Below are 23,507 nucleotides of genomic sequence, written 5' to 3'. Positions count from 1 at the left end.
AGGAATTTGCCAGGCTTTAGAAGGCTTTGCCACATTATGCTGTATAAAGAAATACCATTTCAACGCCCTGTAACACCGTTGCTGGATACGATTAACCATCCTCAACAACTTCGTTTACTCGAGCGCAGCCAATTAGAGCAAGTGGCGGATGAGTTACGTCAATTTATTTTGTATGCGGCCGGACAAAGTGGTGGGCATTTTGGTGCCAATCTTGGGGTGATCGAATTAACCGTGGCATTGCATTACTGTTTTGATACGCCACGAGATCGTCTGATTTGGGATGTGGGTCATCAAGCCTATCCGCATAAAGCCTTAACTGGTCGTCGTGAACAATTAGTGACGATTCGTGCCAAAGATGGTTTGGCTGCGTTTCCTGCCCGTGAAGAATCTGAATTTGACACCTTTGGTGTAGGCCATTCATCAACAGCGATTTCTGCTGGTCTTGGGATGTCATTGGCACGTCGCTTCAAGCAAGATCCCTGTCATGTGGTTGCAATCGTGGGTGATGGCGCGATGACAGCGGGCATGGCTTTTGAAGCCATGAACGATGCGGTGGCACACAATGCTGACCTCATGGTGGTATTGAACGACAACGATATGTCGATCTCATGCAGTACTGGTGGTTTTGCTAAGCATTTGGCTGCGATTTGGGAAAGTGGTCAATCGGTGAATATTTCTGAAAATGGCGAAGCCTATATTCAACCTCATCCTGAATGGGCGTATAACTCACGCCTACATTGTGCTGCGACCGATGCTGCAGACAACCTATTTAAAGCCATTGGCTTTGACTACTTTGGTCCTTTTGATGGGCACGATGTTGAACAATTGACACATGTGTTTGAAGCCTTAAAAAAACGCAGAGGCCCACGTTTAGTGCATGTCTATACCAAAAAAGGTAAAGGCTTTGCACCTGCCGAAGCAGATCAAATCAAATACCATGCCATCAGTAAAGTGAATGCACCTGCTGCAGTGGCAACTGCACCGAAATATTCAGATGTTTTTGGTCAGTGGTTATGTGATGAAGCTGCACAGGATGATCGTTTATTGGCGATTACTCCTGCGATGTGTGAAGGCTCAGGCATGGTGCAATTTGCCAAGCAGTTCCCTGAGCGTTTCTTTGATGTTGCCATTGCAGAACAACATGCGGTGACTTTGGCTGCGGGTATGGCCTGTGAAGGGGTAAAACCGGTTGTTGCAATCTATTCAACCTTCTTACAACGTGGTTATGACCAACTGATTCATGACGTTGCTTTGCAAAATCTCGACGTGACATTTGGTATCGACCGTGCAGGTTTGGTTGGTGAAGATGGCCCAACGCATGCCGGTGCATATGATTATGCCTTTATGCGTACCGTGCCAAACATGGTGATCATGGCGCCGAAAGACGAAAATGAATGTCGTCAAATGTTGCATACGGCTTATTTGTATAAAGGCCCAGCGGCGGTACGTTACCCACGTGGTAATGGACTGGGTGTTGAGATTCAGCAAGAGATGATTGAGCTTGAAATTGGCCGTGGTGAAATTGTTGCAAACTTCAATGATCAGCAAGATGACACCATTTCTATACTGGCTTTTGGTAGTCGTGTTCAAGCGGCACTAGAGGCAGGGCAGGCTTTAGCGACAAAGCTAGATGTGGCTGTACGTGTGATTAATATGCGCTTCGTGAAGCCATTAGATACACAGTTGATCGATCAAATCGCAGCAAGTACGCAACTATTTGTGACAGTTGAAGAGCATGCAGTCATGGCGGGTGCGGGCAGTGCAGTAAATGAATATTTAGCCCAAGCAGGCGTGGTTAAGCCTGTGCTGAATTTAGGTTTGGCTGACGAGTTCATGCATCAAGCAACACATGCTCAAATGTTGCATCAGGCTGGACTGGATGCTGAAGGCATTGGCGCTTCAGTGACACAGAGCTGGCTAAAACATAAGCAAACAGTGGTTTGTTGAATTTCTAATTTTTAGAAACATTTTTTCCCTAAAAGCCCTTATATTTGATAAGATATAAGGGCTTTTATGCATTATTCTTTATCAGTATCTTCAAATTTGTAGTGGGTGTTCAATGGAACCTATGGTGGTTATGGCTGCGCGTGCGGCTCAATTAGTTGGTCAAGAGCTTTTAAAAGCGCATCAAAATCGTCATAAACTCGATCTACAAGTCGAAGAAAAAGGAATTGATGGTCCAGTAACGCGTGTAGACCGTTATTTGGAACAATTGACTATCGATACCCTACGTAAAAGCTATAAAAATCACAGTTTCCTAGGCGAAGAGTTTGGTCTTCAAGAAGGCAAAGGTCACGACGCTGATTGGTGTTGGATCATCGACCCACTTGATGGCACATTAAACTTCGTTAATGGTGTTCCACATTTCTGTATCTCTATCGCAGTTCAACATAAAGGTGTAACTCAACACGGTGTTATTTATGACCCTGTGAAAGATGAGTTGTTCTCTGCAAGCCGTGGTCGCGGTGCGATGATGAACCAACGCCGTATTCGTGTAAATGTAAAAGACAGCTTAGAAAACACTTTCCTTTCAGTGGGTCATGCGTATCGTAAAATTCGTAATGGCGAAGTGGTTTCTTATGCGAAAAACCATTTCAACTCATTGTTAAATGTGACTGAAGCCGGTGCTCAATACCGTCGTTCAGGTTCTGCTGCTCTTGATCTAGCATATGTTGCTGCAGGTCGTTTCGATGGTTATTTCGAACTTGGTTTGAAACCATGGGACATCGCTGCAGGCGAACTTATTGTGAAAGAAGCGGGTGGTACTGTGGTTGATGCTCGTGGTGGTAACGACTCAATGGACAATGGTCAAGTACTTGCATGTTCTATGAAAATGCTTAAACCACTTATGCAAGCTGTTGTTCCAGCTTGGGGTGAAGCTGCTAAATAATAGAACGCTTAGTTCGAGTTTATTGACAGAATAATGAAATAAAGCCCTCTTTATGAGGGCTTTATTTTTGTCTAATCGGTCAAAAATAATAGCTTAAACATCTATAATTTAAAGCTTCTTACAAAAAATATTCTGAAGTTGACTAAAACAGGTGACATTTAAAAACTTTCTGCTATAATCCCCGCACGCACTAAATTTCGTTCATTACCTGAACATTCTCTTCTATCATTGTGTATGCGCGTTCCGGTCCAAAGAGAGGACGATATTTCGCGCCCCACCCAATCGCTAAGCGATTCCTTCAGGTTGCGGCTGTAATCATGTGTGCGTTATACGCATCGTCGTTCTCGGATCGCCGCTGATTCTATATTTTCAGCGTCTTTTGCTGTGCCGCTTTTTGCCGATGTCCATCTGAATTTATATTTTTAATGGAGCACCCATTTTTGGGGTGAAATACTCTATGAGCAAAACTTTTGCTGATTTTCCTTTACATGAGTCGTTACAACTAGCATTACAAGGTCTAGGTTTTACTACTCCGACTCCAGTGCAAGAACAATCAATTCCAGCTGCATTAGAAGGTAAAGACCTTCTTGTATCAAGCCAAACTGGTTCTGGTAAAACTGCTGCATTCTTACTCCCAACTGTGAATGCTTTGGCTGGTCAAGACACATTGATGTCTTTCAAAGAGCGCATGAAAGCGGTAACTGCACCGTCTATTCTTGTACTTTGCCCTACACGTGAATTGGCTCAACAGGTGAGCCAAGACGCAATTGCTTTAGTACGTCACATGAAAGGTGTTCGTATTGCTGCAATTATGGGTGGTATGCCTTTCGGTAAACAAATCCAACAGCTTAAAGGTGCACAAGTTGTCGTAGCGACTCCAGGTCGTTTACTTGACTTGGTTAACCGTCGTCAAATTAAATTAGATAACGTTGATGCGTTAATCGTTGACGAAGCTGACCGTATGCTTGACTTAGGTTTCTCTGAAGACCTAGAAGCGATCAGCGACTTGGCTGCTAACCGTAAACAAACATTAATGTTCTCTGCAACATTTGCGCCGCGTATCATTACACTTGCAGAACGCATGATGAATGATCCACAGCGTATTGCGATTGAAACTGGTCACTCTACAAATACTGACATTACTCAGACTCTTCACTGGACTGACGGTTTCGAACACAAGAAAAAACTTTTGACCCACTGGTTATCTGATGAGTCTGTAGATCAAGCAGTTGTATTCGCATCTACTCAAGAAGATACAGATATGTTGGCTGAAGAACTTGCAGAAGCAGGTCACTCAGTTGTCGCTCTTCATGGTGCAATGCCACAAACTGTACGTAACCGTCGTTTACGTAGCATTCGTGAAGGTCGTGCAAAAATCTTAGTTGCGACTGACGTTGCTGCACGTGGTCTAGACGTACCAACTATTTCTCACGTAATTAACTTCGGTCTTCCAATGAAGAACGAAGACTATGTACACCGTATCGGTCGTACAGGTCGTGCGGGCCGTACTGGTAACGCGATTACTTTAGCGACTTACCGTGAACGCGGTAAAATTCGTGCTTTAGAAGACTTCTTAGATGCACGTTTAAATGTATCTGAAATTGAAGGTCTTGAGCCATCTCCACCTCCTGCACGTGGTAGCCGTGATGGCGGTCGTGGTCGTCGTGATGGCGGTCGCGGTGGTCGTGGTGGTTTCGGTGGCGGTCGTCGTTTTGAAGGTGAATCAAACTTCAAACGTCGTGAAGGCAACCGTGATGGCGAACGTCGTTCATTCGGTGGCGAAGATCGTCCACGTCGCGAATACAACAACGATCGTCCACGTCGTGAAGGCGGTTTCGAAGATCGTCCACGTCGCGAATTTAACAACGATCGTCCACGTCGTGAAGGCGGTTTCGAAGATCGTCCACGTCGCGAATTTAACAACGATCGTCCACGTCGTGAAGGCGGTTTTGAAGATCGTCCACGTCGCGAATTTAACAGCGATCGTCCACGTCGTGAAGGTGGTTTTGACCGTCGTTCTAACGATGACAACCGTGGTAACCGTGTAGATTATAAACCAGCTCGTGAAGGTTATGGCGATCGTCCAAAACGTTCATTTGGTGAAGATCGTCCACGTCGTGAATTCAACGGTGACCGTCCTCAACGTTCATTTGGTGAAGATCGTCCAAAACGTTTCGGCGATGACCGTCCAAAACGTTTCGGTGATGATAAACTACGTGGCGAACGCACTTTCGGTGAAGACCGTCCACGTCGTAAATTCAATGACTAATTGAATTTCGAGAGAAATATCGAAAAACCGGTGGAAACACCGGTTTTTTTTATGGATTTAAATTAGCTTTTTAATCAGAAAAATGTATACTTGATCAAACTTTATGTGTTTAATGATAATTAATATGAACGGAAACGCGTTGGCAAATATGCGTACAGTGATGATCGAGGTACTTATGCCTTATATCGGTTTGACACTCTTATTGTGTAATATCGTTTACTATATATACAATTATTTTAACTAAATTCTTCTATTGGGTTGAAAACACCCTCTATAAAATCGCATTAATAATAAAAAACAATTTACCTGATGGAATGCAGGGATATGCGCCCATGCAATGGTAACATTTTAAACTTCAATCCTTTATAGTATGCATGCTGAAAAAAATGCAGGAAAATCCTCAGCTATGAATAATCAAACGTCTTCTCAGACTCAGGCACTGATCGAAGTGAAAAACCTGAGTTTTAAGCGAGGAGAGCGCGTCATTTATGACAATGTCAGTTTAAAAATTCGTCGTGGTCAGATCACTGCAATTATGGGTCCATCTGGTACAGGTAAAACGACTTTACTCCGTTTAATTGGTGGTCAATTGACTCCCGATAATGGAGAAGTGTTGCTTGATGGGCAGGACATTGCACAGATGTCACGTCAGGAACTCTTCGCTGCGCGTGCGCGTATGGGGATGCTGTTTCAGAGCGGCGCATTATTTACCGATATGTCGGTGTATGAAAACGTAGCCTTTCCAATTCGTGCGCATACCAAGTTGCCAGAGCATTTGATCGCTGAAATTGTTGCGTTGAAATTAGAGTCTGTTGGTTTACGTGGTGCAGAACAAATGATGCCCTCTGAACTTTCAGGTGGTATGAATCGTCGTGTGGCTTTGGCACGAGCTATTGCACTGGATCCTGAGTTGATCATGTATGACGAACCCTTTGCAGGGCAAGACCCGATTGTGATGGGGGTTTTAACTCGCTTGATTCGTTCGTTACGTGAAGCTTTAGATCTAACCACGATTATTGTTTCGCATGATGTGGCTGAAACATTATCAATTGCAGATTACATCTATGTGGTGGCTGAAGGGAAAGTGCAGGGCGAGGGAACACCTGAGCAATTAAAAGCACATGCTTCGCCTTTTGTGAAGCAGTTCTTGACGGGTTCGGTAGAAGGTCCGGTCGATTATCAATTCAGTCATCAGCCCTATTTAAATCATGAGGTTCGTTCATGAATGCTATTGCCGCATTAGGTAGACGCGTCATTGAACGTGTTCGAGGAATCGGCGTAGCAACCATTATGTTGCTGCAGATTCTTTTTTCCATGCCGACTTTACTTGGCGTGAAATTGTTTATTTATCAGATGTACCGTGTTGGTGTGCTTTCATTACTGATTATTGTGGTATCTGGCTTATTTATTGGCTCGGTACTGGGTTTGCAGATGTATAGCATTCTGTCGACCTTTGGTAGTGAAGCGATGCTCGGCACCGCCGTTGCACTGACGTTACTGCGTGAACTTGCACCTGTGGTTGCGGCTTTACTCTTTGCAGGTCGTGCAGGTTCTGCTTTGACGGCTGAAATTGGTTTGATGAAAGCCACTGAGCAGTTGTCGAGTATGGAAATGATCGGGGTCGATCCCTTAAAACGAGTGATCTCGCCTCGACTTTGGGCCGGTATTTTTAGCTTGCCAATGTTGTCGGTGATTTTCGCTGCGGTCGGCATCATGGGCGGTAAATTGGTGGGTGTTGATTTTCTAGGTGCAGATGAAGGCTCTTATTGGAGTGGCATCGAGAACAGTGTGCAATTCTTTAAAGACGTCTTTAATGGCACCATCATCAAAAGTTTTGTTTTTGCATTAATTTGTACTTGGATTGCGGTCTATCAGGGTTATGCCTGTGTCCCAACTTCAGAAGGTATTGCAACGTCGACCACACGTACTGTCGTGTATTCTTCGTTGTGTGTTTTAGGATCAGATTTCGTGTTGACTGCGGTCATGTTCGGAGGTATTTAATGAAATCACGTACGAGTGAACTGGCCGTTGGTTTTTTTGTCATTCTTTTTGCTATCGCTATTTTCTTCTTGGCGATGCGTGTGAGTGGTTTGGTCGGCAATAACATCGAAGACAGTTATGAATTGACCGCGACATTTGAAAATGTAAACGGGATTAAACCCCGTGCCAAAGTCACCTTAAGCGGTGTCAAAGTCGGTCAAGTGGAATCATTGAAACTCGATCCTGTGACGCGCTTAGTGACAGCACATCTGATTATGGATGGCTCATTAACCTCTTATAACGCAGAACAATTAAAAGAAGTGCAAAAGAATGCACTCGAAGAGCTGCGTTACACATCAGACTATGAAGCAGCAATACCTGCGAAACAAAAAGAAATGGAACAGCAACTGATTGCTAACATGAAATCCATCACCAATATCGATGAAGATGCTTACATTATGGTTGCAACCAATGGTTTATTGGGTGAGAAATATTTGAAAATTGTACCGGGTGGTGGTGTCAACTTCTTAAAACGTGGTGACCAAATTGGTAATACCCAAGGTACGATGGAAATCGAAGATTTGGTGTCTAAATTTGTGACCGGTGGTGCAGGGAACAAATCTGACAGCACAGCAGATACTGAACAAAAAACAGAAGCTGCTGACACAACAACGGCAGAAGAACCTGCATTTGTTGAATAATTTTTAGGAGAAATTAAGTGAACACATTGTTAAAACATACGCTTACAGCAAGTATCTTATCAACTATGATGGCAGGTACAGCTTTTGCTGCTCCAAGCGAAGCACCACCTGCATTTGTAAAAAAAGTGGCTGATGGCCTCATTACACGTTTAAAAGCAGACCACGCAAAACTACAAAATAACCCTGCAGCTGTGAAAACGATTGTTCGTCAAAACTTAGACCCGTATATCGATTCACAAGCGTTCACACGTATCGTGATGGGTACGTATGCAACGAATCAATACAGCTCAGCGGCTCAACGTGCGCAGTTTGAACGTAACTTCCGTGCAACGCTGATCGAAAACTATGGTTCAGCTTTTGCCAAGTTTAGTAACCAAACGTATAGCATGCGTCCATATAGAGCGTCGAACAGTAAGAACCCTGTTGTAACGATTGATTTCCATAACAACGGTGAAAAAATTCCAGTCTCTTTCCAGTTGGCGGATAAAGGTTCACAATGGAAAATCCGTAATATCAACGTTTCGGGTATCGACCTAGGCTTACAATTCCGTAATCAGTTTGCGGCAACTGTAAAACGTAATGGCGGTAACATTGATAAAGCAATTGCGAACTTCAAACCTGATGCTGACGCAGCATTGGACAAGAAAAAATAAGATAGGTGATGTGTGATTAAACTTCATCAACAAGAATTGATGGTTTCAGGCAAAATCGATTACAACAATGCCGAATTGTACTATCAAGACGGCTTGAAATTGATTCAACAACAGCAAGCTTTTCCCTTGGTGGTCAATCTTGCTGAGCTTGAGCATGGCAGTACTTTGGCTTTAGCTGTTTTGGTCCGTTGGTTACGTCAAACGCCAAAAGCGCAAGGTTTGCAGTTTAAAGCAGTCCCTGAAAAAATGATGAAGATTATTCAAGCTTGTCATCTTGAGCATGACTTGCAATTGATCTAAATAAAAAAAGCACCGTAAGGTGCTTTTTTTATTTCAGCGGGATAAGAAACTCTCGCAAGTCTACGCAATAGGAACGGATTAAATCCATTTCTTCCAGCGGAAGTACATCAATGGGCCAATAAAGAATGCCACGATGATTAAGCTGACCACGATAAAACTGGTTGTACCATGCGCGAATGGCAGTACGTCGGTGTTCATCCCATAGACACTGGCCACTAACATCGGTGGCGCAAGCATACTTGGTAAAATCGAGAATCGACGAATCGTATCATTCTGTTCGGTGTTAATGAATCCAGAGGTGGTATCCAGTAAGAATCGAACCTTTTGGAACAAGAAGGCATCATGCTCAACAAGAGAGCGTACGTCTTCGCTGAGTTCTCGGATGTCGGCATCATAAATATGACTGCCCAATGCGCGAGGACGTGACAGGAAGGTGAGAACACGACGTAAGTCGATCAGACACAGCTGAGCTTTCCCGAGCATATCTTCTAAATGCGCAAGTCGGGTAATCATGTCATCTAAGTCTAAAATCATCTCACGATGACGGTTATTCAGTACTTCTGTGGAATACTTTTCTAAGTCCTTGTGGATATCTTCCAAGATATCCGCAAGTTCATCGAGTTTGGCTTCTAAAAGACCCAATAAAATCCAAGTTGGATCTTTATAGTCAATTTCATAATCGTTACGACGCGCGCGGGCACGAAAGGCACGGAAAGCCACCAGCTTTTCACCCCGTAAAGTGAATAAGCGTTCTTTATGCAAAATAAAGGCAACCGTTTGTACGGTAGCTAAGGTGCTGGCATTTTCTTCGGGTTCGCCATCGACCTGAAAATTTTTATTTTTCGTTAAAAAATAGGTGCTGATGTGCAAAATACCGTCGTCATCACGGTAGAATCGTGCACTCGACGAAATATCTTCTAATGATTTTAATGTAGGTAAATTTTGATCATAGGCATCCATAATCCATTGCTGCTCTTCCTGAGACGGGGCAATGAGATCGAGCCAGACTAAATCCTGATGTAAATCGAAGTCACCATTGATGGTGACATCTTCCAGGCTACCGCGCTCTGTGGCGTAAAAGGCTTCAAGCATGTTGTCTTTTCCCCTTGCGCAGTAAGTTAAAAATGAATGGGTGTATTTTAGACAAGGATTTGCTGAAAAACACTGTTCTAATGCTTATTTTATGAAAAAATCTGTTTAAAGTTGATTTTTCCAGCATAGCGTTCCTGATCTGATGGTGATTATAAATGAAATCTATCGCAATTTTCTGTGGTTCCGCCCTTGGTAACAAGCCTGCCTATTTACAGGTGGCTGAAAAAGTCGGTCGTCATTTAGCGGCACGAGGCATCACACTGGTCTATGGTGGTGGTCGTTCAGGTTTGATGGGTGTTGTGGCAGATAGTGCTTTGCGTGCAGGTGGGCAAGTCATTGGGGTGATTCCAAAAGTCTTGGTCGATAAAGAATTGGCACATCCAGATTTAACCGAATTGCATGTGGTAGAAAATATGCAACAACGGAAAACCAAAATGTCTGAACTCTCGGATGGTTTTGTGGCGATTCCAGGTGGAGCAGGGACTTTAGAGGAAATTTTTGAGCAGTGGACGTGGGCTCAATTGGGCATTCATTTAAAGCCATGTGCCTTTCTCAATGTAGATGGTTTTTATGACGATTTATTGAATTTTCTGAAAACAACTGCAGAAAAAGGCTTTACCCATCCACGTTTTATCGAATGCTTAATTGCAGAAGATAATATTGAAACGATTGTTGAAAAGTTTCAATATTTCACTGCGCCAGAGCCGAAGTGGGGCATGGTTGAACGTACAGCTTTTATTGCGGATTTGGAACAAAATTGATGAAAATCATAACCGTTGCCGCAGCCATTATTTTAAATGAACAGTATGAACTTTTAGTGGTTCGTAAAAAACACACGGCATTCTTTATGCAAGTGGGTGGAAAATTAGAACCCAATGAAGCTCCTGAAATCACCATGCTGCGTGAAATTCAGGAAGAAATTGGCTGCGCTGCGCAGATTGAGCAATTCATTGGTCGTTTTGAAACGGCTGCTGCGAACGAAGTCGATCATCTACTGGTGAGTTATGTCTATCTGGTCCAGTTGCAAGGTGAACCGAAAATTGATGCGGAAATTGCAGCGATGCAATGGGTCAGCTTGGATGATACACAAACAAAACTTGCACCTTTAACACGTGAGGTGGTGATTCCTTGGGTGAAGCAGCAGGCGCGATCTCTTGCTGAAAGCTAAACCGCTTCGCTTGCTCAGTTTCTTTATTAGTGGTTGATGTTTGAAACTAAGGCTGTGCCGCAGCAATGCATGCGGCATATACCTGCGTGCAATGTAGCTGATGTAACAGCTCACTTAATGCATGGATTGAACTCCCCGTGGTCACCACATCATCAATGATGAGGACTTTACGGAAACGGCGTTTTTCGGTTGGGTTGATAATAAATTGCTGTTCGATATTTTCTAGGCGTTCTAGCCGACTTAAACCTTTTTGAGCGTGCTGTGCTTGACGAATCACTGGTTGCCAAACAGGGATGCGCAATTGCTTTGCCATCATGTGTGCAACGAGCAGCATTTGGTTATACCCACGGTCTTTAAGGCGTTCTACTGAAATAGGCATGGGGACGATGGCTTGAACCCTAGCTAAGCGCAAGCTTAAAAGGCTCTGTGCCAGTAAATTTTGATAGTGCAATTGTTGCTCATACTTATAGCTTTGAATGATGCGATCTATAGGGAAATCATAGTAAAAGGCACAAGAGATGCTGTGTTCATGGCGATCAACCGCTTGTTTAAACCAAGGCAGTTGTGCCCAGCAGTCGGTACAAAGCGAATGATGTTGTTGTCGATCGATACCGCAGAGCAGGCAAGGGGAAACGCTCTGTATTCCTTTTTGGATGAAGTGTTGGATAGATTGGAGCATGTTTTTATTCTAATCATTCTTTTTTGAGTATTTTGCACAGTTCGTGGTGAAGTGCAATCACAACACCACAGCAACCTGTTCGACAAGCTTATTGGTTCAAGCCAATCTGTATAATTAGGATGATCGATCTGTCATCCTAATAATTATTATACATAGGCGTATCGAGGAGCTTCCGGCAGCCATCGTTTTAAAAGCGCTTGAGCCTGTGCAGGATAGTCATTCAGGACTTGTTGAGCCACATAGTGAGCCTGATTGAGTAAATGGTCATCTCGCTCTAATTTTGCTACACGAAAGCCCATATCGCCCGTTTGTTTAGTGCCGAGGAGCTCACCGGGGCCGCGAATTTCCAAATCTTTTTCAGCAATAATAAAGCCGTCATTGGTCTCGCGCATAATGCGTAAACGCTCTTGCCCATTTTGCGACAAGGGATTTTTATACAGCAAGGCACAGAAACTGGCTTTGGCACCACGCCCTACACGACCACGTAGCTGATGTAGTTGTGAAAGCCCTAGGCGTTCTGCATTTTCAATCACCATGATCGAGGCATTTGGGACGTCAACACCGACTTCAATCACTGTGGTTGCAATCAGTAATTGCAATTCATTATTTTTAAATTGCTGCATCACTGCTTGCTTTTCATCGGCCTTCATTTTGCCGTGAACAAGGCCAATATTGAGGTCTGGAAAGCGTTCTTTAATTTCATTAAAAGTCGCTTCAGCGGCCTGAGCATCTAAGGTTTCGGATTGTTCCACTAAGGTACAGACCCAATAGGCTTGTTTACCTTCAGCACAATTGCTGGCAATCCGCTGTAGTACTTCTTCACGACGGTCAAGTGGAATGGTGACTGTTTGAATCGGTGTACGACCGGGTGGTAGTTCATCAATGACAGAGGTGTCTAAGTCGCCATAAGCCGACATCGCCAAGGTACGAGGAATAGGGGTTGCTGTCATCACCAGTTGATGCGGTGTCATGCCATTTAGACCTTTGTTTCGAAGTGCTAAACGCTGATCGACACCAAAACGGTGTTGTTCATCAATAATCACTAAACCTAATTTGGCAAATTGAACATTGTCTTGAAATAAAGCATGTGTGCCGACCACTAAATTGGCGGAGCCATCTTGAATACTTTGTTCTGCTGAAGCTCGAGCTTTACCTTTTTGTTTGCCTGAAAGCCAAGACACGGTCAGACCCATCGGCTCAAACCATTTTTTGAAATTTAGATAATGTTGTTCGGCCAAAATTTCTGTCGGCGCCATCATGGCCACTTGCCAACCTTCCTCGAGCGCATGACAGGCAGCCACACCTGCAACCAAGGTTTTACCTGCACCCACATCGCCTTGTACGAGTCGCAGCATAGGTTTGTTCTTTTTCAGATCGACCGCAATTTCTTTGGACACGCGTTTTTGTGCGCCGGTCATTTCAAATGGCAGCGTACTTAAAAGTTGTTTGGTGAAGTTCTTGCTTGCAGAGAAAGACGGTGCTTCGATTTGTTGAATATAAGCACGGCGGCTGAGCAAACTGACCTGATGGGCAACCAATTCTTCGAAAATTAAACGTTGCTGTGCAGGATGAGAACCTTGGCTCAGTTGCAACATATTGGCATCGACAGGGGGATGATGAATATAGTCCAGCGCTTGTTTTAGGGCATAGCCATTGGTGAATTTTTCTGGCAGTAATTCAGGTAAGTCATCACTATATAACTGTAGTGCTTGTTTGACATATTCACGCAGTTTGGGCTGCGTTAAGCCTTCGGTTGCAGGGTAAATCGCAGTGAGTTGGGTTTGTGGTAAAGGTGTGTGTTCAGTAATTACCTGTAGTTCAGGATGATACATTTCTAAGCCACGAGCACCAACACGGACTTCACCAAAAATCCGTAAACGATTGCCCGGTTTTACCCGATCAGTAATGCCTTTGTAGATATGGTAAAAACGTAAAGTAACTTTGCCACAGTCGTCATCTAGTAGGGCAGCCATCGATTTACGCTTACCCGCTGGAAAGTCGATACTTTTGACTGTACCTTCCAGTAAATAACTTCGACCCACGGTCAATTGGTTCATGGGGATGATCGTGCTACGATCTTCATAGTCGCGTGGCAGATGAAACAAAAGATCATCTGTCGTGAAAATATTTAGTTTTTCAAGTAAAGCAGCGGCGGCATTGCCAACCCCTTGCAATTGATGGACGGCAGCCATGTCCCCTCAACTTCGGTTTATATGATCTAAATGGATCAGTTCTGAGAATAGGTCGTTTGATGCATATTCTATTTATCGGTTATGGTAAAACATCGCAACGCGTTGCTAAACAATTATTTCAGCAAGGTCACCAAATTACCACAGTGAGTCGTAGTGCGAAAGAGGATGATTTTGCAGAACATTTAATCCAAGATATTCACCAACTGGATTTGTCGCAGGTTCAACCGATTGATGCTGTCTATGTTCTTTTGGCTCCTGCACGCCATGCTCAATTCAATGCTGTGGATGCTTACCGACATACTTATGTCGATTCTGTACAGCCAATTGTTCAAGCATTAGCACATCATCCAATACAACGTTTAATCGTGGTGTCGTCCACTCGTGTCTATGGTGAGCATGTGGGGGAGCGCATTGATGATGACACTGTGCCACGTCCGATCGATGAGCAGGGGATGTTGTTACTTGAAATGGAGCATCACTACTCACTAGCATTTCCTACCGAATGCGTGATCGTACGTCCATCTGGGATTTATGGCACATCGACAACACGAATGCAGAAACTGGCAGAAACGACTCATCACTATCCCAATATCCATTGGTCAAATCGAATACATATCGATGATTTGGCAAAATTTCTGTGTCATCTACTTCACGTGGAACATCATGAAAAATCATATATTTGTACTAATAACCAACCTCAACCTTTGCATGAGCGAATCTTGGATTTGCAAAGAGCTATGCATTTACCCGAATTGGTTTTAGAGAGTGAAGTAGAAACAGGTAAAAAAATTTATGCAATGCGGATGATGGAGAGTGGTTTTAAGTTAGCGCACGATTGATTGTGATGTGTAGCGTAAAATTGGTGTGACGTATAAAATTCAGTGTAGCTTGGTGAGTATTAAAAGAAATTCTATAAATGAATGAAATAGGTCTTTTACAACATGTATTGTTCAAATTTTCGAATGGATCTCAAAGGATAAAATTTAAATAATGACAAAATCATTTGCTGAACTTACTCAGAATTAACCCCATAGACCGATTTTGGAAAAAGCTTTGAGTTATTTTGAGAATTTACCAAAGATCGCGATTGATTGTGGTTGTGGTGCAGGAAATGAATCATCATTTCTACTCCGTCATCATTTTAAAGTATATGCATTTGATCCGTCTGTTGACGCTAAAAATATCTGTCTAAGTAAATTTAAAGACAATAAGAATTTTTTATTTTCTAATCAGGCCTTTGAAGACTATAGCTTTCCTAAAGCTAGTTTAATTATTGCTTTATTCAGTTTATTTTTTTGTTCTACGGATTCGCTTGAAAGTGTTTTAAAGAAAATGCAGGAATCCGCAAGGCATCTTACTCATACAACTGTTAGGGATAGATGATGATTGGGTAAATAATTTTTCTGAAAAATTTATAGGTTTTGAACAGGAAGAACTTAAACAATTGTTTGATGCGGACTTTGATATTATTTATATCGATGAATTTAAAGGCAATAAACCGCTAGCCAATGGAACTCCAAAATTTTGGAACGTATATACCTTAATTTTAAAAAAGAAAATATTAAATACTTTTGTATAGTCCAAAAAAAAGAGACAAGTTTTTTACAACTTGTCCCTGATTTTGCTCATCTTCTTCCGCTTTTATGGCGAAAAAATCAGAACGGTTTATTTCTTCTTACGTTTCAAGCGTTTTTTGGCTTGTTCCGCAGCAACTTTATCAAGTGCTTCTTTTAACTCTTCATCACTAAAGGTCGTAATGTGTTGCAACATTTGGAGTGTCACATCATCCAAAACGAGGTTGGCATATTGCGCAACATTTTGGAAATTTTCATCAAACACAATGGCATTGTTTTCATTGGTGCTGATATAACCTTGTTGGGTTAAGACTTTAATAAAGCTTTGGAATAAGGCCTTATCAAAGAACTCAGGCGAGTTAAATTCATACAACACAGACAGACGTTGACCAACCAAGTGACTGAGTTCTTCAACCTGACGCGTCGAGATATTGCCTGAACCACGTTGTGTGATTAAAGCCAAAGTCATGTAGTAACGCTCTAGACTTTGCATCACAGGTGCAGCCAAGACCACTAACTGATTGTGCTGCTCTGAGTTAGGCGCAGGGGAGATCAGGTTGCCTTCTGCATCTTCAGAAATTAGCTTGGCTTTGATCAGTACTTCTGCATACGCACAGATCTGATCTTTAAGCTCTTCATTATTCCATTTGAGGAATAACTCAGCTTTTAAGAATGGATACAGTGTACGAATGACATTAATCAAATCACCACGGCGAATAGAACCATTATGTTCAACCAAAGCGGCAATGAGTGATGGCAAAATAAATGCGTGCAGGATGTTGTTACGGAAGTAGGTTAACAGCACCGCTTGATTATCAGCAATGGCAATAATATCGCCAAGGACATGATTAACACGTTTGATCAGCTTGAGTTTTAAACCATAAGCAATGATTTCTTTACCTGACAGCGGTGTTACTTGCATGCGCTCATCGTAAGGTAAGGCATTTAAAAGATCGCGATAGGTATCTAACTGCTTAATGCAAATCTCTTCATCTAAAGTGTGTTTAGATGTTGCCAATAAAATCAGTGAAAGCAATGAAACTGGGTTCACCACTGCTGCACGGTTAATATTTTCTAAAATCACGTGTGCAGAACTGTTAATGGCATCCGAAACTTCTGGCGGAATTGGGTCGTCATTTTTCTCGATTTTGATGTTGCTTGCATTATGCTGTTTCAACATATCATCAAGGAAAACCGGCTCACCAAAGTTCAAATGAACTTTACCGAAAATACGTTCGATCTTACGCAGTGTTTTCATAATCCCGATGATTGATTCGCCTTCTTTTGGCTTACCATTCATTTCACCAACGTAGGTCGCACCTTCCATTAAACGCTCATAACCAATATAGGTCGGTAAGAACACGATCGGTTTGGCTGGATTACGTAAATGACCATGGACAGTCATGGCGAGCATGCCGGTCTTCGGTGGTAATAAACGACCAGTACGTGAACGCCCACCTTCGATGAAGTATTCAAGCGGTGTATTACGCGCCAAAATACTGTAGAGGTATTCTTTAAATACGGTGGTGTAGAGACCATTGCCACGGAATGAACGACGAATAAAGAACGCGCCGCCGCCACGTAAAATTTGCCCGACAAATGGCATGTTCAAGTTATCACCCGCAGCAATGTACGGCACCATCAAACCACGCTTATAGATCACATATGACAATAATAAATAGTCGATATGGCTACGATGACATGGGGTGTAAATGATCTCGTAGTCTTTGGCCAGTTCACGAACGGTACTGAAGTTATGTACTTCTACGCCATCATAAAGCTGTGTCCACAGGCGAGTCAGGGCTAAGTCAGCAAAACGTACTGTTGATGCAGAATAGTCAGAAACGATTTCATTTAAATAACCAATCGCACGACGTTCGGCTTCAACCATACTGATTTTACTGCGAATGCTTTCACGACGAATCGCATCTTGTACATCCGTAGATTTGATCAGGCCATGCATCACATTACGACGGTCAGATAAATCCGGACCCAAAACCACTTCACGCTGCGCATCTAAATAATCATTCAGTGTGCTGACAATATAAGTCGCAGGTGACAAGTTTGGATGTGTAGTTTTGGCATATTCAACCAAACGACGCAAAGACTGTGGCTCATGGAATTCGAGGTACGATTGACGACCGTGCAAACCAATATTGACCAACTGCTTCACTTTGCTTGGTGTAGACCATGTATCGGTAAATAATAATTTAAACCAAGAATCTTCTTTATCGGGTTCACGACCCCACAGCACGGTTACAGGAACGAGCTTAATATCCGCATCAGGATTTTTTTCCAAAACCTCAATTAAACGCAATAAACGAGGTGGAAAGGCATGCGGCGGTGGATTGAGTAAGTTGTCTTCATCATGATGTTGTAAAAACACCACAGAGGCTTTTTCTGTTTGCGTACCCACAGTCATTGGGTCGAGTGCAGGGTGTAGCTTTAAACGACGGGTTTCACCATCGACAATTAAAGCATTACTCCGTGAATGATTTTGCAGAACGTAGCAGGTAATTTTCGTTGTCTGTACGCCGGTATCTGTATCGGTTTCAGTCACTACAGGTTCTACAGGGACTTCACCTAAAACATGCGGTGTTACCACAAGGTCAAGCAGTTTACTCGAAAGCTTTCGATACATCTGACCAAAGCCGCTCTTGGACATACAAACTCCTACTTTTCATGACCAAACCACAGAGATTCTGAGGGGAATCTATTCTGCGTAATTGTACTTAAAAACTGTATGTCATTTTCTGACAAATTGCATAGATATTGTAAGATTTTATCGTTAAAAAACGTATTTTTAGCAGTTATATTGCATCAGCAAGGTGACAGATCAGTCAGCGAATCTTTAGGGTTTTAGTCTGGATTTATGGCAAAATGGAAAATATATTTAAACATCTGTTGATGTTGCCTGCGTTAGCTTAATCCCGAATGATAGATAGGTTTGTTATGAATGCCTTAACACAAGAGTTGGTTGATTTACTCAGTCTTGAAAAATTAGAAGAAAATATTTTTCGTGGGCAAAGCCGAAATTTGGTCGGGAAGCGTGTCTTTGGTGGACAGGTTTTAGGTCAGGCGCTCCGTGCGGCATCTTATACAACAGATCGACCTGCTCATTCCTTACATGCCTATTTCTTATTTGGTGGTGATATCAATGCACCGATCATTTATGAAGTAGATCGTATTCGCGATGGACGCAGTTTTGTGAGTCGTCAGGTTCGTGCGATTCAACATGGTAAAACCATTTTCATGTGTATGGTGTCATTTGCAGAGCAAGAAGAAGGTTTGAATTACCAAGTTGCAGAGCCAGAATATCCAGCCGTGGAAGATTTAAAATCTGAAGCTGAGCTAAAACGAATGATGGTGGAGTTTATCCCTGAAAACGTCCGTGCATCGTTTATGCGCGACCGCCATGTGGAAATTCACCCGATTGATCCGCAAAACCCGTACCAACCGCAGCCTGCTGCGCCATCGTATGCACACTATATTCGTACCCATGACAAAATTGCTGCTGACGTTGATGACATCTCTTTACATCAGGCCATTGCAGCATTCTATTCAGATTTTACATTGATGACGACTGCACTACGCCCACATGGTTTAAGTTATTTATCACCAAGTTTGCAGTGTGCGAGTATTGATCATGCCATGTATTTCCATAAGCCATTCCGTGTGGATGAGTGGATGCTTTATGACATGGATGCCACAGTCAGTGCCAGTTCACGTGGTCTAAATTTCGGTCGCATGTGGCAAAACGGTGAGTTGGTCTGTAGTACGACACAAGAAGGCTTGATTCGTTTACGCGAAATTGAAACCCAATAAGCTTTGAGCACTATGTGTTAAGTCGTAAAAGCTGAATATTGAAAAAACCGAATCTCCTGATTCGGTTTTTTTATGCCGTCAATTTTTAGTATGAATCTACTCACGGATTCGAGTTATCTAATTGGGGTGCAGTACAAATTGAATTGGGTTGAATACATGCTTTGCAGAATTGTAGCAGTATATGTGACAAAAAATTCCTCGATTCCCAGTGGGGCGCATGGCATAGTGCCTGAATAAAGGATGATAAATGCAAGGCACAATGAGCTTAAATACGCAGATTTTAATTGCCGCAATATTGGGTGTGGCATTTGGCTTTTTATTAATTCAGTTTCCAGAGACGCAGTTTTTATCCGCCAGCCTGTATGGCCTGGGGATTGCCAGTAGTATTTTTATTGGCTTGCTGAAAATGATCTTGGTTCCGCTGATCTTTAGTTCGATTGTGGTGGGGGTATCGAATTTACAAGCGGGTGGTCAGCTGAGTCGTACGTGGAAAATTACCTTAGCTTGCTGTGTCACCACCACAACTTTGGCACTGATCTTGGGTCTAGCATGTGCGCATATTTTTAAAGTTGGGCAGGGCGTGGACATCGTCATGTTCCAAGATGCAATACAACAACATCAGAGTCCTGACACCCTCACAGCAGGTTCATTCTTTACCAATTTTATTCAAAATACACTGATCAATCCGTTTAAAGCCTTTAGTGATGGCAATGTACTCGCTGTCGTGGTGTTTTCCCTATTTTTAGGTGTGGCCTTGGTCAAAGGCGGTGAAAAATTTCGAAGTGTGAGAAAGCTCAGTCAGCAATTTTTCGACATCATGATGATGATCATTGGTTGGGTGATGAAGCTTGCACCGATTGGTATTTTTGCATTATTGGCTAAATTGATTGCTACAGAAGATATTTCGGTGTTGAGTCGCCTCGCGGAGTTTGCTGCCGTAGTCACAGGGACCACGATTTTCCATGGGGCAGTGGTGTTACCTCTGTTGCTTTGGATTTTTGGGAAAATGAGTCCACTGACATTTTTTAGAGGAACACGAGCTGCCTTAATCACTGCTTTTGCAACCAGTTCAAGTTCAGCAACGATGCCACTGTCGATGAAATGTGCGCAGGAAAATTTAGGCGTACGTCCTCAAACAGCAGGTTTTGTGATTCCATTGGGCACACAGTTAAATATGGATGGTACAGCGTTGTATGAAGCTGCTGCTGCGTTATTTATTGCTAACTTGATGGGCTTAGATTTAACCTTGGGTCAGCAGTTAATTGTCTGTGCAACCGCCATGATTGCGTCACTCGGCGCACCGGGCATTCCAAGCGCTGGAATGGTGACAATGATTATGGTTTTACAATCAGTCGGACTCCCTGCAGAAGCGATTGCGATTTTACTGCCGATAGATCGACTCTTAGATACGGTACGGACTGTGGTGAACGTACAGGGCGATATGATGATTAGTGTAGTGGTTGATCGTCATACGCGAGATGTCGATGAACCAATGTTGTCGAATTAAGCAGATAAAGAGCTAAAATGTGGGTTGTAGACGATCTCCCACAGATGCCCATCTAAGTCTTGAAAATAGCCTGCTTAACCACCGTAAAACGTGGGCTGTGCGGGCTTAATTGTTTTTGCACCAGCGCGTTGGGCTTGTTGCATGCTTTGATCGACGGCTGCGGGACTGTTAACGTTATGTCCCAGAGACATTTAAGTTGGACAAAACGCTGATGCACTAATTCTGGTGTCATGACTCAGGCTATCTTGTGGCCAGAGTGCGAGCTTTAAACCGTGTTGTAAATCAAAAAATGCCACAGCGCTATGTTCAAATTCAGTCCCAATAATCCTCGCGCTATTAAGACCTAAACCCTCCTGATAAAACGCGAATGCAGCATGTAAATCTTTCACGGCCAGTGTAATGACGGAGATGTGAGCGTGCATGGAGATGCTCCTGAACGATGTATTTTTATTTTAGGATGAGACTGAGTATAAATGCATTTTAAAGAGAATAGGGAGTTCGGAAGAACTGTACTTTAAACCTCGAACTTATGACCTTTTCCATCTTGAGTGTGTTGATTGCTCAATAAAAAATGGAGCGTAATGGATGTGAGCACAAAAAAAAGCAGGGCGAACCCTGCTTAATACAGATTTTAAATGGTGTTTATGCAACTTTCAGTGCGGCACGTTTTGCAGCAGGAGAGTTGTCGAGGTAAGCAATCGCATCTTCAGTTTTCGCTTCATGCACAGGATCGTACCAAGGCATTAAATACCCCAATTGCTGCGACACTAACCAAAGCGGATGTGGCAATAAGCGATTGTCTTTTTGCGCGATACGCGCCCATTCACGCCAAATCCACGGTTTATATACGGCAGGTTTAATCGATGCATAGCGCGAGTCTTGCTGCATGATATGTGCAGCACCATCGACCCATAGACCAAGTACGGCAGCAATCACAATCACACTTTGATAATAGCGAGAAATATAGCCGCCACCGAGATGATGATACAAATCAAAAGCCACGGTACGATGTTCTATTTCCTCTGCACCATGCCATTTTACTAGATCGAGCATATTCGGATCAGCGCCTAGTCGTTCCCACTCTTTGTTGTATAAAGCATATTTGCCTAGTACACAGGTCATGTGTTCAACAGTTGCAATCACCCCTAAACGAAAGAGATCCCATTGATGATCTAAAGCTTTAGGTACGTTGAGCCCTAAAGGTTGGTCCGCAAGCAGTTTGCCAAAGAGAAAGTCCATGATTTCAAGGTTGCGTTGAATACTGATATTGCGCTGAGATAGATATTCTTTATTGGCAGAGTTATGCGCCTGAGCATGCATGGCTTCTTGGCGGATAAATGCTTTAACGTCCTCTGCTAATTTTTCATCTCTAATTTGCGGTAATACTTTGTTATACAGACGGCAAAACCAAAACTCACCTGCCGGTAAGATCATATTAATTTCATTAATAAAATAGCTGACAAAAGCTTGGTTGGGTACCCAGTCAACTTGAGTATCTTGCCACTCAAATTTCACTTTACGTGGCTTAATTCTATATTCGATTGATGATCCAAGTTTTGTGTTTCTCAAGCGGGAGAGTAATTTCATGACCTATCCTTGTTTTTATGTGATCGAGTACACATCTGATGTATTTAGTATCCAAAAAAAAAAAATCCTGCATTGTGATTAGCAATACAGGACATTTCATTATCTTCAGATGATACTTTTTGTTAGACAATCATCCTTGCGCTGACTTTAAAATTACTGGATTAGTGGTCTGAATTTTTGCCTTCAGCTTGGGGTAAATCTTCAGATGTAGTGTCGACGTCATCGAATGCTTCCGCATCTGCATCGATTTCAATATCATCTTCCGATGCTTCAGGAATGCTACCAAGATCAAACTCTGTGGATTGTTCTAGAGTGAAGTTAAGACGACCCGCCATGACACTCGCTAACTCTTCTAAACCTTGTTTATTCAATGATGAGAACAATTGGATAGAGAAGTTTAGCTTCATTTTTTTCAATGCTGCTTTCACTTCTTGTAGTGCTTTAGAGGCTGGGCCACGGTTTAATTTATCTGATTTGGTCAGTAGTACATGCACGAACAATTTACGTGAATGTGCCCATTCCAACATCATGACATCAAAGTGTTGTAGTGGATGACGGATATCCATCAGCAGCACAAGACCTTGTAAACTTTCACGGTGTATCAGGTAGTTTTCTAACTCTTTTTGCCACACGATTTTCATCGCTTCAGGTACAGCGGCATAGCCATAACCCGGTAAGTCGACCAAACGCTGATCAGGATTTCCTAAACTGAAAAAGTTGATCATTTGGGTACGACCCGGTTTTTTCGACGCACGAGCCAATTGTTTTTGGTTGGTGAGCGCATTAATGGCACTCGACTTACCCGCATTGGAGCGGCCAGCAAAGGCAATTTCATAGCCGGTATCTTCAACGCAGAGGTTGAGTTTAGGCGCACTCATTAAGAACTCAGCTTTGCGTAGCCAGTTGAGCGAGCGCACAGCATATTCAGTAATCGCAGAGTCTACTTTTTTCTCGTAAGTAATCCTTTGCTTCGGCGCATTGGCCGCTTTACTGTTTCGTGATTTTCCTCTGTGCTGATGCATAACCCAACTTCAATAACTGATTTAACAACACGCATTATAAAGGAAGTCGGGCAGGCAAGCGAATTTTG

General features: G+C 42.9%; 19 protein-coding genes and 2 pseudogenes. 14 read left to right on the top strand and 7 right to left on the bottom strand.

Features of this window, described 5'->3' with window-relative positions; all coding sequences use genetic code 11:
- Positions 1-36 precede the first annotated feature (36 nt).
- The 8 genes from dxs to FTU05_RS06710 all read left to right on the top strand — a co-directional run bounded on the left by dxs (position 37) and on the right by FTU05_RS06710 (position 8,793).
- Complete coding sequence (dxs, locus tag FTU05_RS06745; protein WP_180160132.1) at positions 37-1,947, top strand: 1-deoxy-D-xylulose-5-phosphate synthase; 1,911 nt, start codon at positions 37-39, stop codon at positions 1,945-1,947.
- Positions 1,948-2,059: 112 nt separating this feature from the next.
- Positions 2,060-2,890: an inositol monophosphatase family protein gene (locus FTU05_RS06740; RefSeq protein WP_078189303.1), complete on the top strand. Its 831-nt coding sequence runs from the start codon at positions 2,060-2,062 to the stop codon at positions 2,888-2,890.
- A 457-nt stretch (positions 2,891-3,347) separates the two neighbouring features.
- Positions 3,348-5,159 (top strand): DEAD/DEAH box helicase, encoded by a 1,812-nt coding sequence (locus FTU05_RS06735; protein ID WP_180164693.1) that lies wholly within the window; start codon positions 3,348-3,350, stop codon positions 5,157-5,159.
- Between the two features lie 406 nt (positions 5,160-5,565).
- The gene (locus tag FTU05_RS06730; protein WP_111885426.1) at positions 5,566-6,384 is read left to right on the top strand and encodes an ABC transporter ATP-binding protein; all 819 of its coding nucleotides are present in this window, start codon (positions 5,566-5,568) and stop codon (positions 6,382-6,384) included.
- Complete coding sequence (gene mlaE / locus FTU05_RS06725; protein WP_078189301.1) at positions 6,381-7,160, top strand: lipid asymmetry maintenance ABC transporter permease subunit MlaE; 780 nt, start codon at positions 6,381-6,383, stop codon at positions 7,158-7,160. Before FTU05_RS06730 ends, mlaE begins: the two co-directional genes overlap by 4 nt.
- A complete protein-coding gene (locus tag FTU05_RS06720) occupies positions 7,160-7,840 on the top strand; it encodes an outer membrane lipid asymmetry maintenance protein MlaD (RefSeq protein ID WP_180073426.1) in 681 nt (226 codons plus the stop codon). The genes mlaE and FTU05_RS06720 overlap by 1 nt, the downstream gene beginning before the upstream one ends.
- Before the next feature lie 17 nt (positions 7,841-7,857).
- Positions 7,858-8,493, top strand: coding sequence for an ABC transporter substrate-binding protein (locus FTU05_RS06715; RefSeq protein WP_180164691.1), 636 nt, complete (start codon positions 7,858-7,860; stop codon positions 8,491-8,493).
- A 39-nt stretch (positions 8,494-8,532) separates the two neighbouring features.
- Positions 8,533-8,793, top strand: a complete 261-nt coding sequence (locus FTU05_RS06710) for a lipid asymmetry maintenance protein MlaB (RefSeq protein ID WP_218945760.1) — start codon at positions 8,533-8,535, stop codon at positions 8,791-8,793.
- Positions 8,794-8,871: 78 nt separating this feature from the next.
- Here the strand turns inward: FTU05_RS06710 and FTU05_RS06705 are convergent, their stop codons facing one another.
- A complete protein-coding gene (locus FTU05_RS06705; protein ID WP_078189297.1) occupies positions 8,872-9,885 on the bottom strand; it encodes a CorA family divalent cation transporter in 1,014 nt (337 codons plus the stop codon).
- A gap of 155 nt (positions 9,886-10,040) precedes the next feature.
- Here FTU05_RS06705 and FTU05_RS06700 point away from each other — a divergent pair, with 155 nt between their 5' ends.
- Both FTU05_RS06700 and FTU05_RS06695 read left to right on the top strand, forming a co-directional pair.
- Entirely contained in the window at positions 10,041-10,646 is a 606-nt protein-coding gene (locus tag FTU05_RS06700; protein WP_180164689.1) for a TIGR00730 family Rossman fold protein, read from the top strand.
- A complete protein-coding gene (locus FTU05_RS06695; protein WP_180064822.1) occupies positions 10,646-11,053 on the top strand; it encodes an NUDIX domain-containing protein in 408 nt (135 codons plus the stop codon). Before FTU05_RS06700 ends, FTU05_RS06695 begins: the two co-directional genes overlap by 1 nt.
- Before the next feature lie 46 nt (positions 11,054-11,099).
- On the opposite strand, the gene FTU05_RS06690 is transcribed toward FTU05_RS06695, so the two are convergent.
- Positions 11,100-11,732 carry a ComF family protein gene (locus FTU05_RS06690; protein ID WP_180164687.1) on the bottom strand — a complete coding sequence of 211 codons (633 nt, stop codon included), beginning with the start codon at positions 11,730-11,732 and terminating at the stop codon, positions 11,100-11,102.
- Positions 11,733-11,878: 146 nt separating this feature from the next.
- Positions 11,879-13,924, bottom strand: a complete 2,046-nt coding sequence (gene recG / locus FTU05_RS06685; protein ID WP_180164685.1) for an ATP-dependent DNA helicase RecG — start codon at positions 13,922-13,924, stop codon at positions 11,879-11,881.
- 59 nt (positions 13,925-13,983) lie between these two features.
- On the opposite strand from recG, the gene FTU05_RS06680 reads away from it, so the two are divergent.
- The gene (locus FTU05_RS06680; RefSeq protein ID WP_180164684.1) at positions 13,984-14,763 is read left to right on the top strand and encodes an NAD-dependent epimerase/dehydratase family protein; all 780 of its coding nucleotides are present in this window, start codon (positions 13,984-13,986) and stop codon (positions 14,761-14,763) included.
- Positions 14,764-14,962: 199 nt separating this feature from the next.
- Positions 14,963-15,503, top strand: a pseudogene (locus FTU05_RS18085) (class I SAM-dependent methyltransferase).
- 86 nt (positions 15,504-15,589) lie between these two features.
- Here the strand turns inward: FTU05_RS18085 and plsB are convergent.
- On the bottom strand, positions 15,590-18,163 hold the full coding sequence (gene plsB / locus FTU05_RS06670; RefSeq protein WP_180164682.1) for a glycerol-3-phosphate 1-O-acyltransferase PlsB: 2,574 nt from the start codon (positions 18,161-18,163) through the stop codon (positions 15,590-15,592).
- Positions 18,164-18,450: 287 nt separating this feature from the next.
- Here plsB and FTU05_RS06665 point away from each other — a divergent pair, with 287 nt between their 5' ends.
- Both FTU05_RS06665 and FTU05_RS06660 read left to right on the top strand, forming a co-directional pair.
- Positions 18,451-19,323, top strand: coding sequence for an acyl-CoA thioesterase II (locus FTU05_RS06665; RefSeq protein WP_180164680.1), 873 nt, complete (start codon positions 18,451-18,453; stop codon positions 19,321-19,323).
- A gap of 247 nt (positions 19,324-19,570) precedes the next feature.
- Positions 19,571-20,830 (top strand): dicarboxylate/amino acid:cation symporter, encoded by a 1,260-nt coding sequence (locus tag FTU05_RS06660; protein ID WP_180164678.1) that lies wholly within the window; start codon positions 19,571-19,573, stop codon positions 20,828-20,830.
- A gap of 77 nt (positions 20,831-20,907) precedes the next feature.
- Here the strand turns inward: FTU05_RS06660 and FTU05_RS06655 are convergent.
- The 3 genes and pseudogenes from FTU05_RS06655 to yihA form a co-directional block, all read right to left on the bottom strand.
- Positions 20,908-21,252, bottom strand: a pseudogene (locus tag FTU05_RS06655) (VOC family protein); the annotation flags it as partial.
- A 220-nt stretch (positions 21,253-21,472) separates the two neighbouring features.
- Positions 21,473-22,417: a metal-dependent hydrolase gene (locus FTU05_RS06650; RefSeq protein WP_180164676.1), complete on the bottom strand. Its 945-nt coding sequence runs from the start codon at positions 22,415-22,417 to the stop codon at positions 21,473-21,475.
- Between the two features lie 161 nt (positions 22,418-22,578).
- Positions 22,579-23,439, bottom strand: coding sequence for a ribosome biogenesis GTP-binding protein YihA/YsxC (gene yihA / locus FTU05_RS06645; RefSeq protein WP_180164674.1), 861 nt, complete (start codon positions 23,437-23,439; stop codon positions 22,579-22,581).
- Positions 23,440-23,507 lie beyond the last annotated feature (68 nt).

Origin of the sequence: Acinetobacter sp. YH12049 (assembly GCF_013419875.1) — a bacterium.
GTDB classification, from domain to species: domain Bacteria; phylum Pseudomonadota; class Gammaproteobacteria; order Pseudomonadales; family Moraxellaceae; genus Acinetobacter; species Acinetobacter amyesii.
Note: the sequence above shows the minus strand (reverse complement) of the source record. Positions and strands in the feature narration are given on the sequence as shown.

Excerpts from the sequence above, each read along its gene's own strand:
- FTU05_RS06690 (WP_180164687.1), bottom strand. The coding sequence starts at position 11,732 with ATGCTCCAATCTATCCAACACTTCATCCAAAAAGGAATACAGAGCGTT.
- FTU05_RS06700 (WP_180164689.1), top strand. The coding sequence starts at position 10,041 with ATGAAATCTATCGCAATTTTCTGTGGTTCCGCCCTTGGTAACAAGCCT.
- FTU05_RS06710 (WP_218945760.1), top strand. The coding sequence starts at position 8,533 with ATGGTTTCAGGCAAAATCGATTACAACAATGCCGAATTGTACTATCAA.
- FTU05_RS06665 (WP_180164680.1), top strand. The coding sequence starts at position 18,451 with ATGAATGCCTTAACACAAGAGTTGGTTGATTTACTCAGTCTTGAAAAA.
- yihA (WP_180164674.1), bottom strand. The coding sequence starts at position 23,439 with ATGCATCAGCACAGAGGAAAATCACGAAACAGTAAAGCGGCCAATGCG.
- mlaE (WP_078189301.1), top strand. The coding sequence starts at position 6,381 with ATGAATGCTATTGCCGCATTAGGTAGACGCGTCATTGAACGTGTTCGA.
- dxs (WP_180160132.1), top strand. The coding sequence starts at position 37 with ATGCTGTATAAAGAAATACCATTTCAACGCCCTGTAACACCGTTGCTG.
- FTU05_RS06705 (WP_078189297.1), bottom strand. The coding sequence starts at position 9,885 with ATGCTTGAAGCCTTTTACGCCACAGAGCGCGGTAGCCTGGAAGATGTC.
- FTU05_RS06735 (WP_180164693.1), top strand. The coding sequence starts at position 3,348 with ATGAGCAAAACTTTTGCTGATTTTCCTTTACATGAGTCGTTACAACTA.
- FTU05_RS06660 (WP_180164678.1), top strand. The coding sequence starts at position 19,571 with ATGCAAGGCACAATGAGCTTAAATACGCAGATTTTAATTGCCGCAATA.
- plsB (WP_180164682.1), bottom strand. The coding sequence starts at position 18,163 with ATGTCCAAGAGCGGCTTTGGTCAGATGTATCGAAAGCTTTCGAGTAAA.
- FTU05_RS06650 (WP_180164676.1), bottom strand. The coding sequence starts at position 22,417 with ATGAAATTACTCTCCCGCTTGAGAAACACAAAACTTGGATCATCAATC.
- FTU05_RS06680 (WP_180164684.1), top strand. The coding sequence starts at position 13,984 with ATGCATATTCTATTTATCGGTTATGGTAAAACATCGCAACGCGTTGCT.
- FTU05_RS06720 (WP_180073426.1), top strand. The coding sequence starts at position 7,160 with ATGAAATCACGTACGAGTGAACTGGCCGTTGGTTTTTTTGTCATTCTT.
- recG (WP_180164685.1), bottom strand. The coding sequence starts at position 13,924 with ATGGCTGCCGTCCATCAATTGCAAGGGGTTGGCAATGCCGCCGCTGCT.
- FTU05_RS06730 (WP_111885426.1), top strand. The coding sequence starts at position 5,566 with ATGAATAATCAAACGTCTTCTCAGACTCAGGCACTGATCGAAGTGAAA.
- FTU05_RS06695 (WP_180064822.1), top strand. The coding sequence starts at position 10,646 with ATGAAAATCATAACCGTTGCCGCAGCCATTATTTTAAATGAACAGTAT.
- FTU05_RS06740 (WP_078189303.1), top strand. The coding sequence starts at position 2,060 with ATGGAACCTATGGTGGTTATGGCTGCGCGTGCGGCTCAATTAGTTGGT.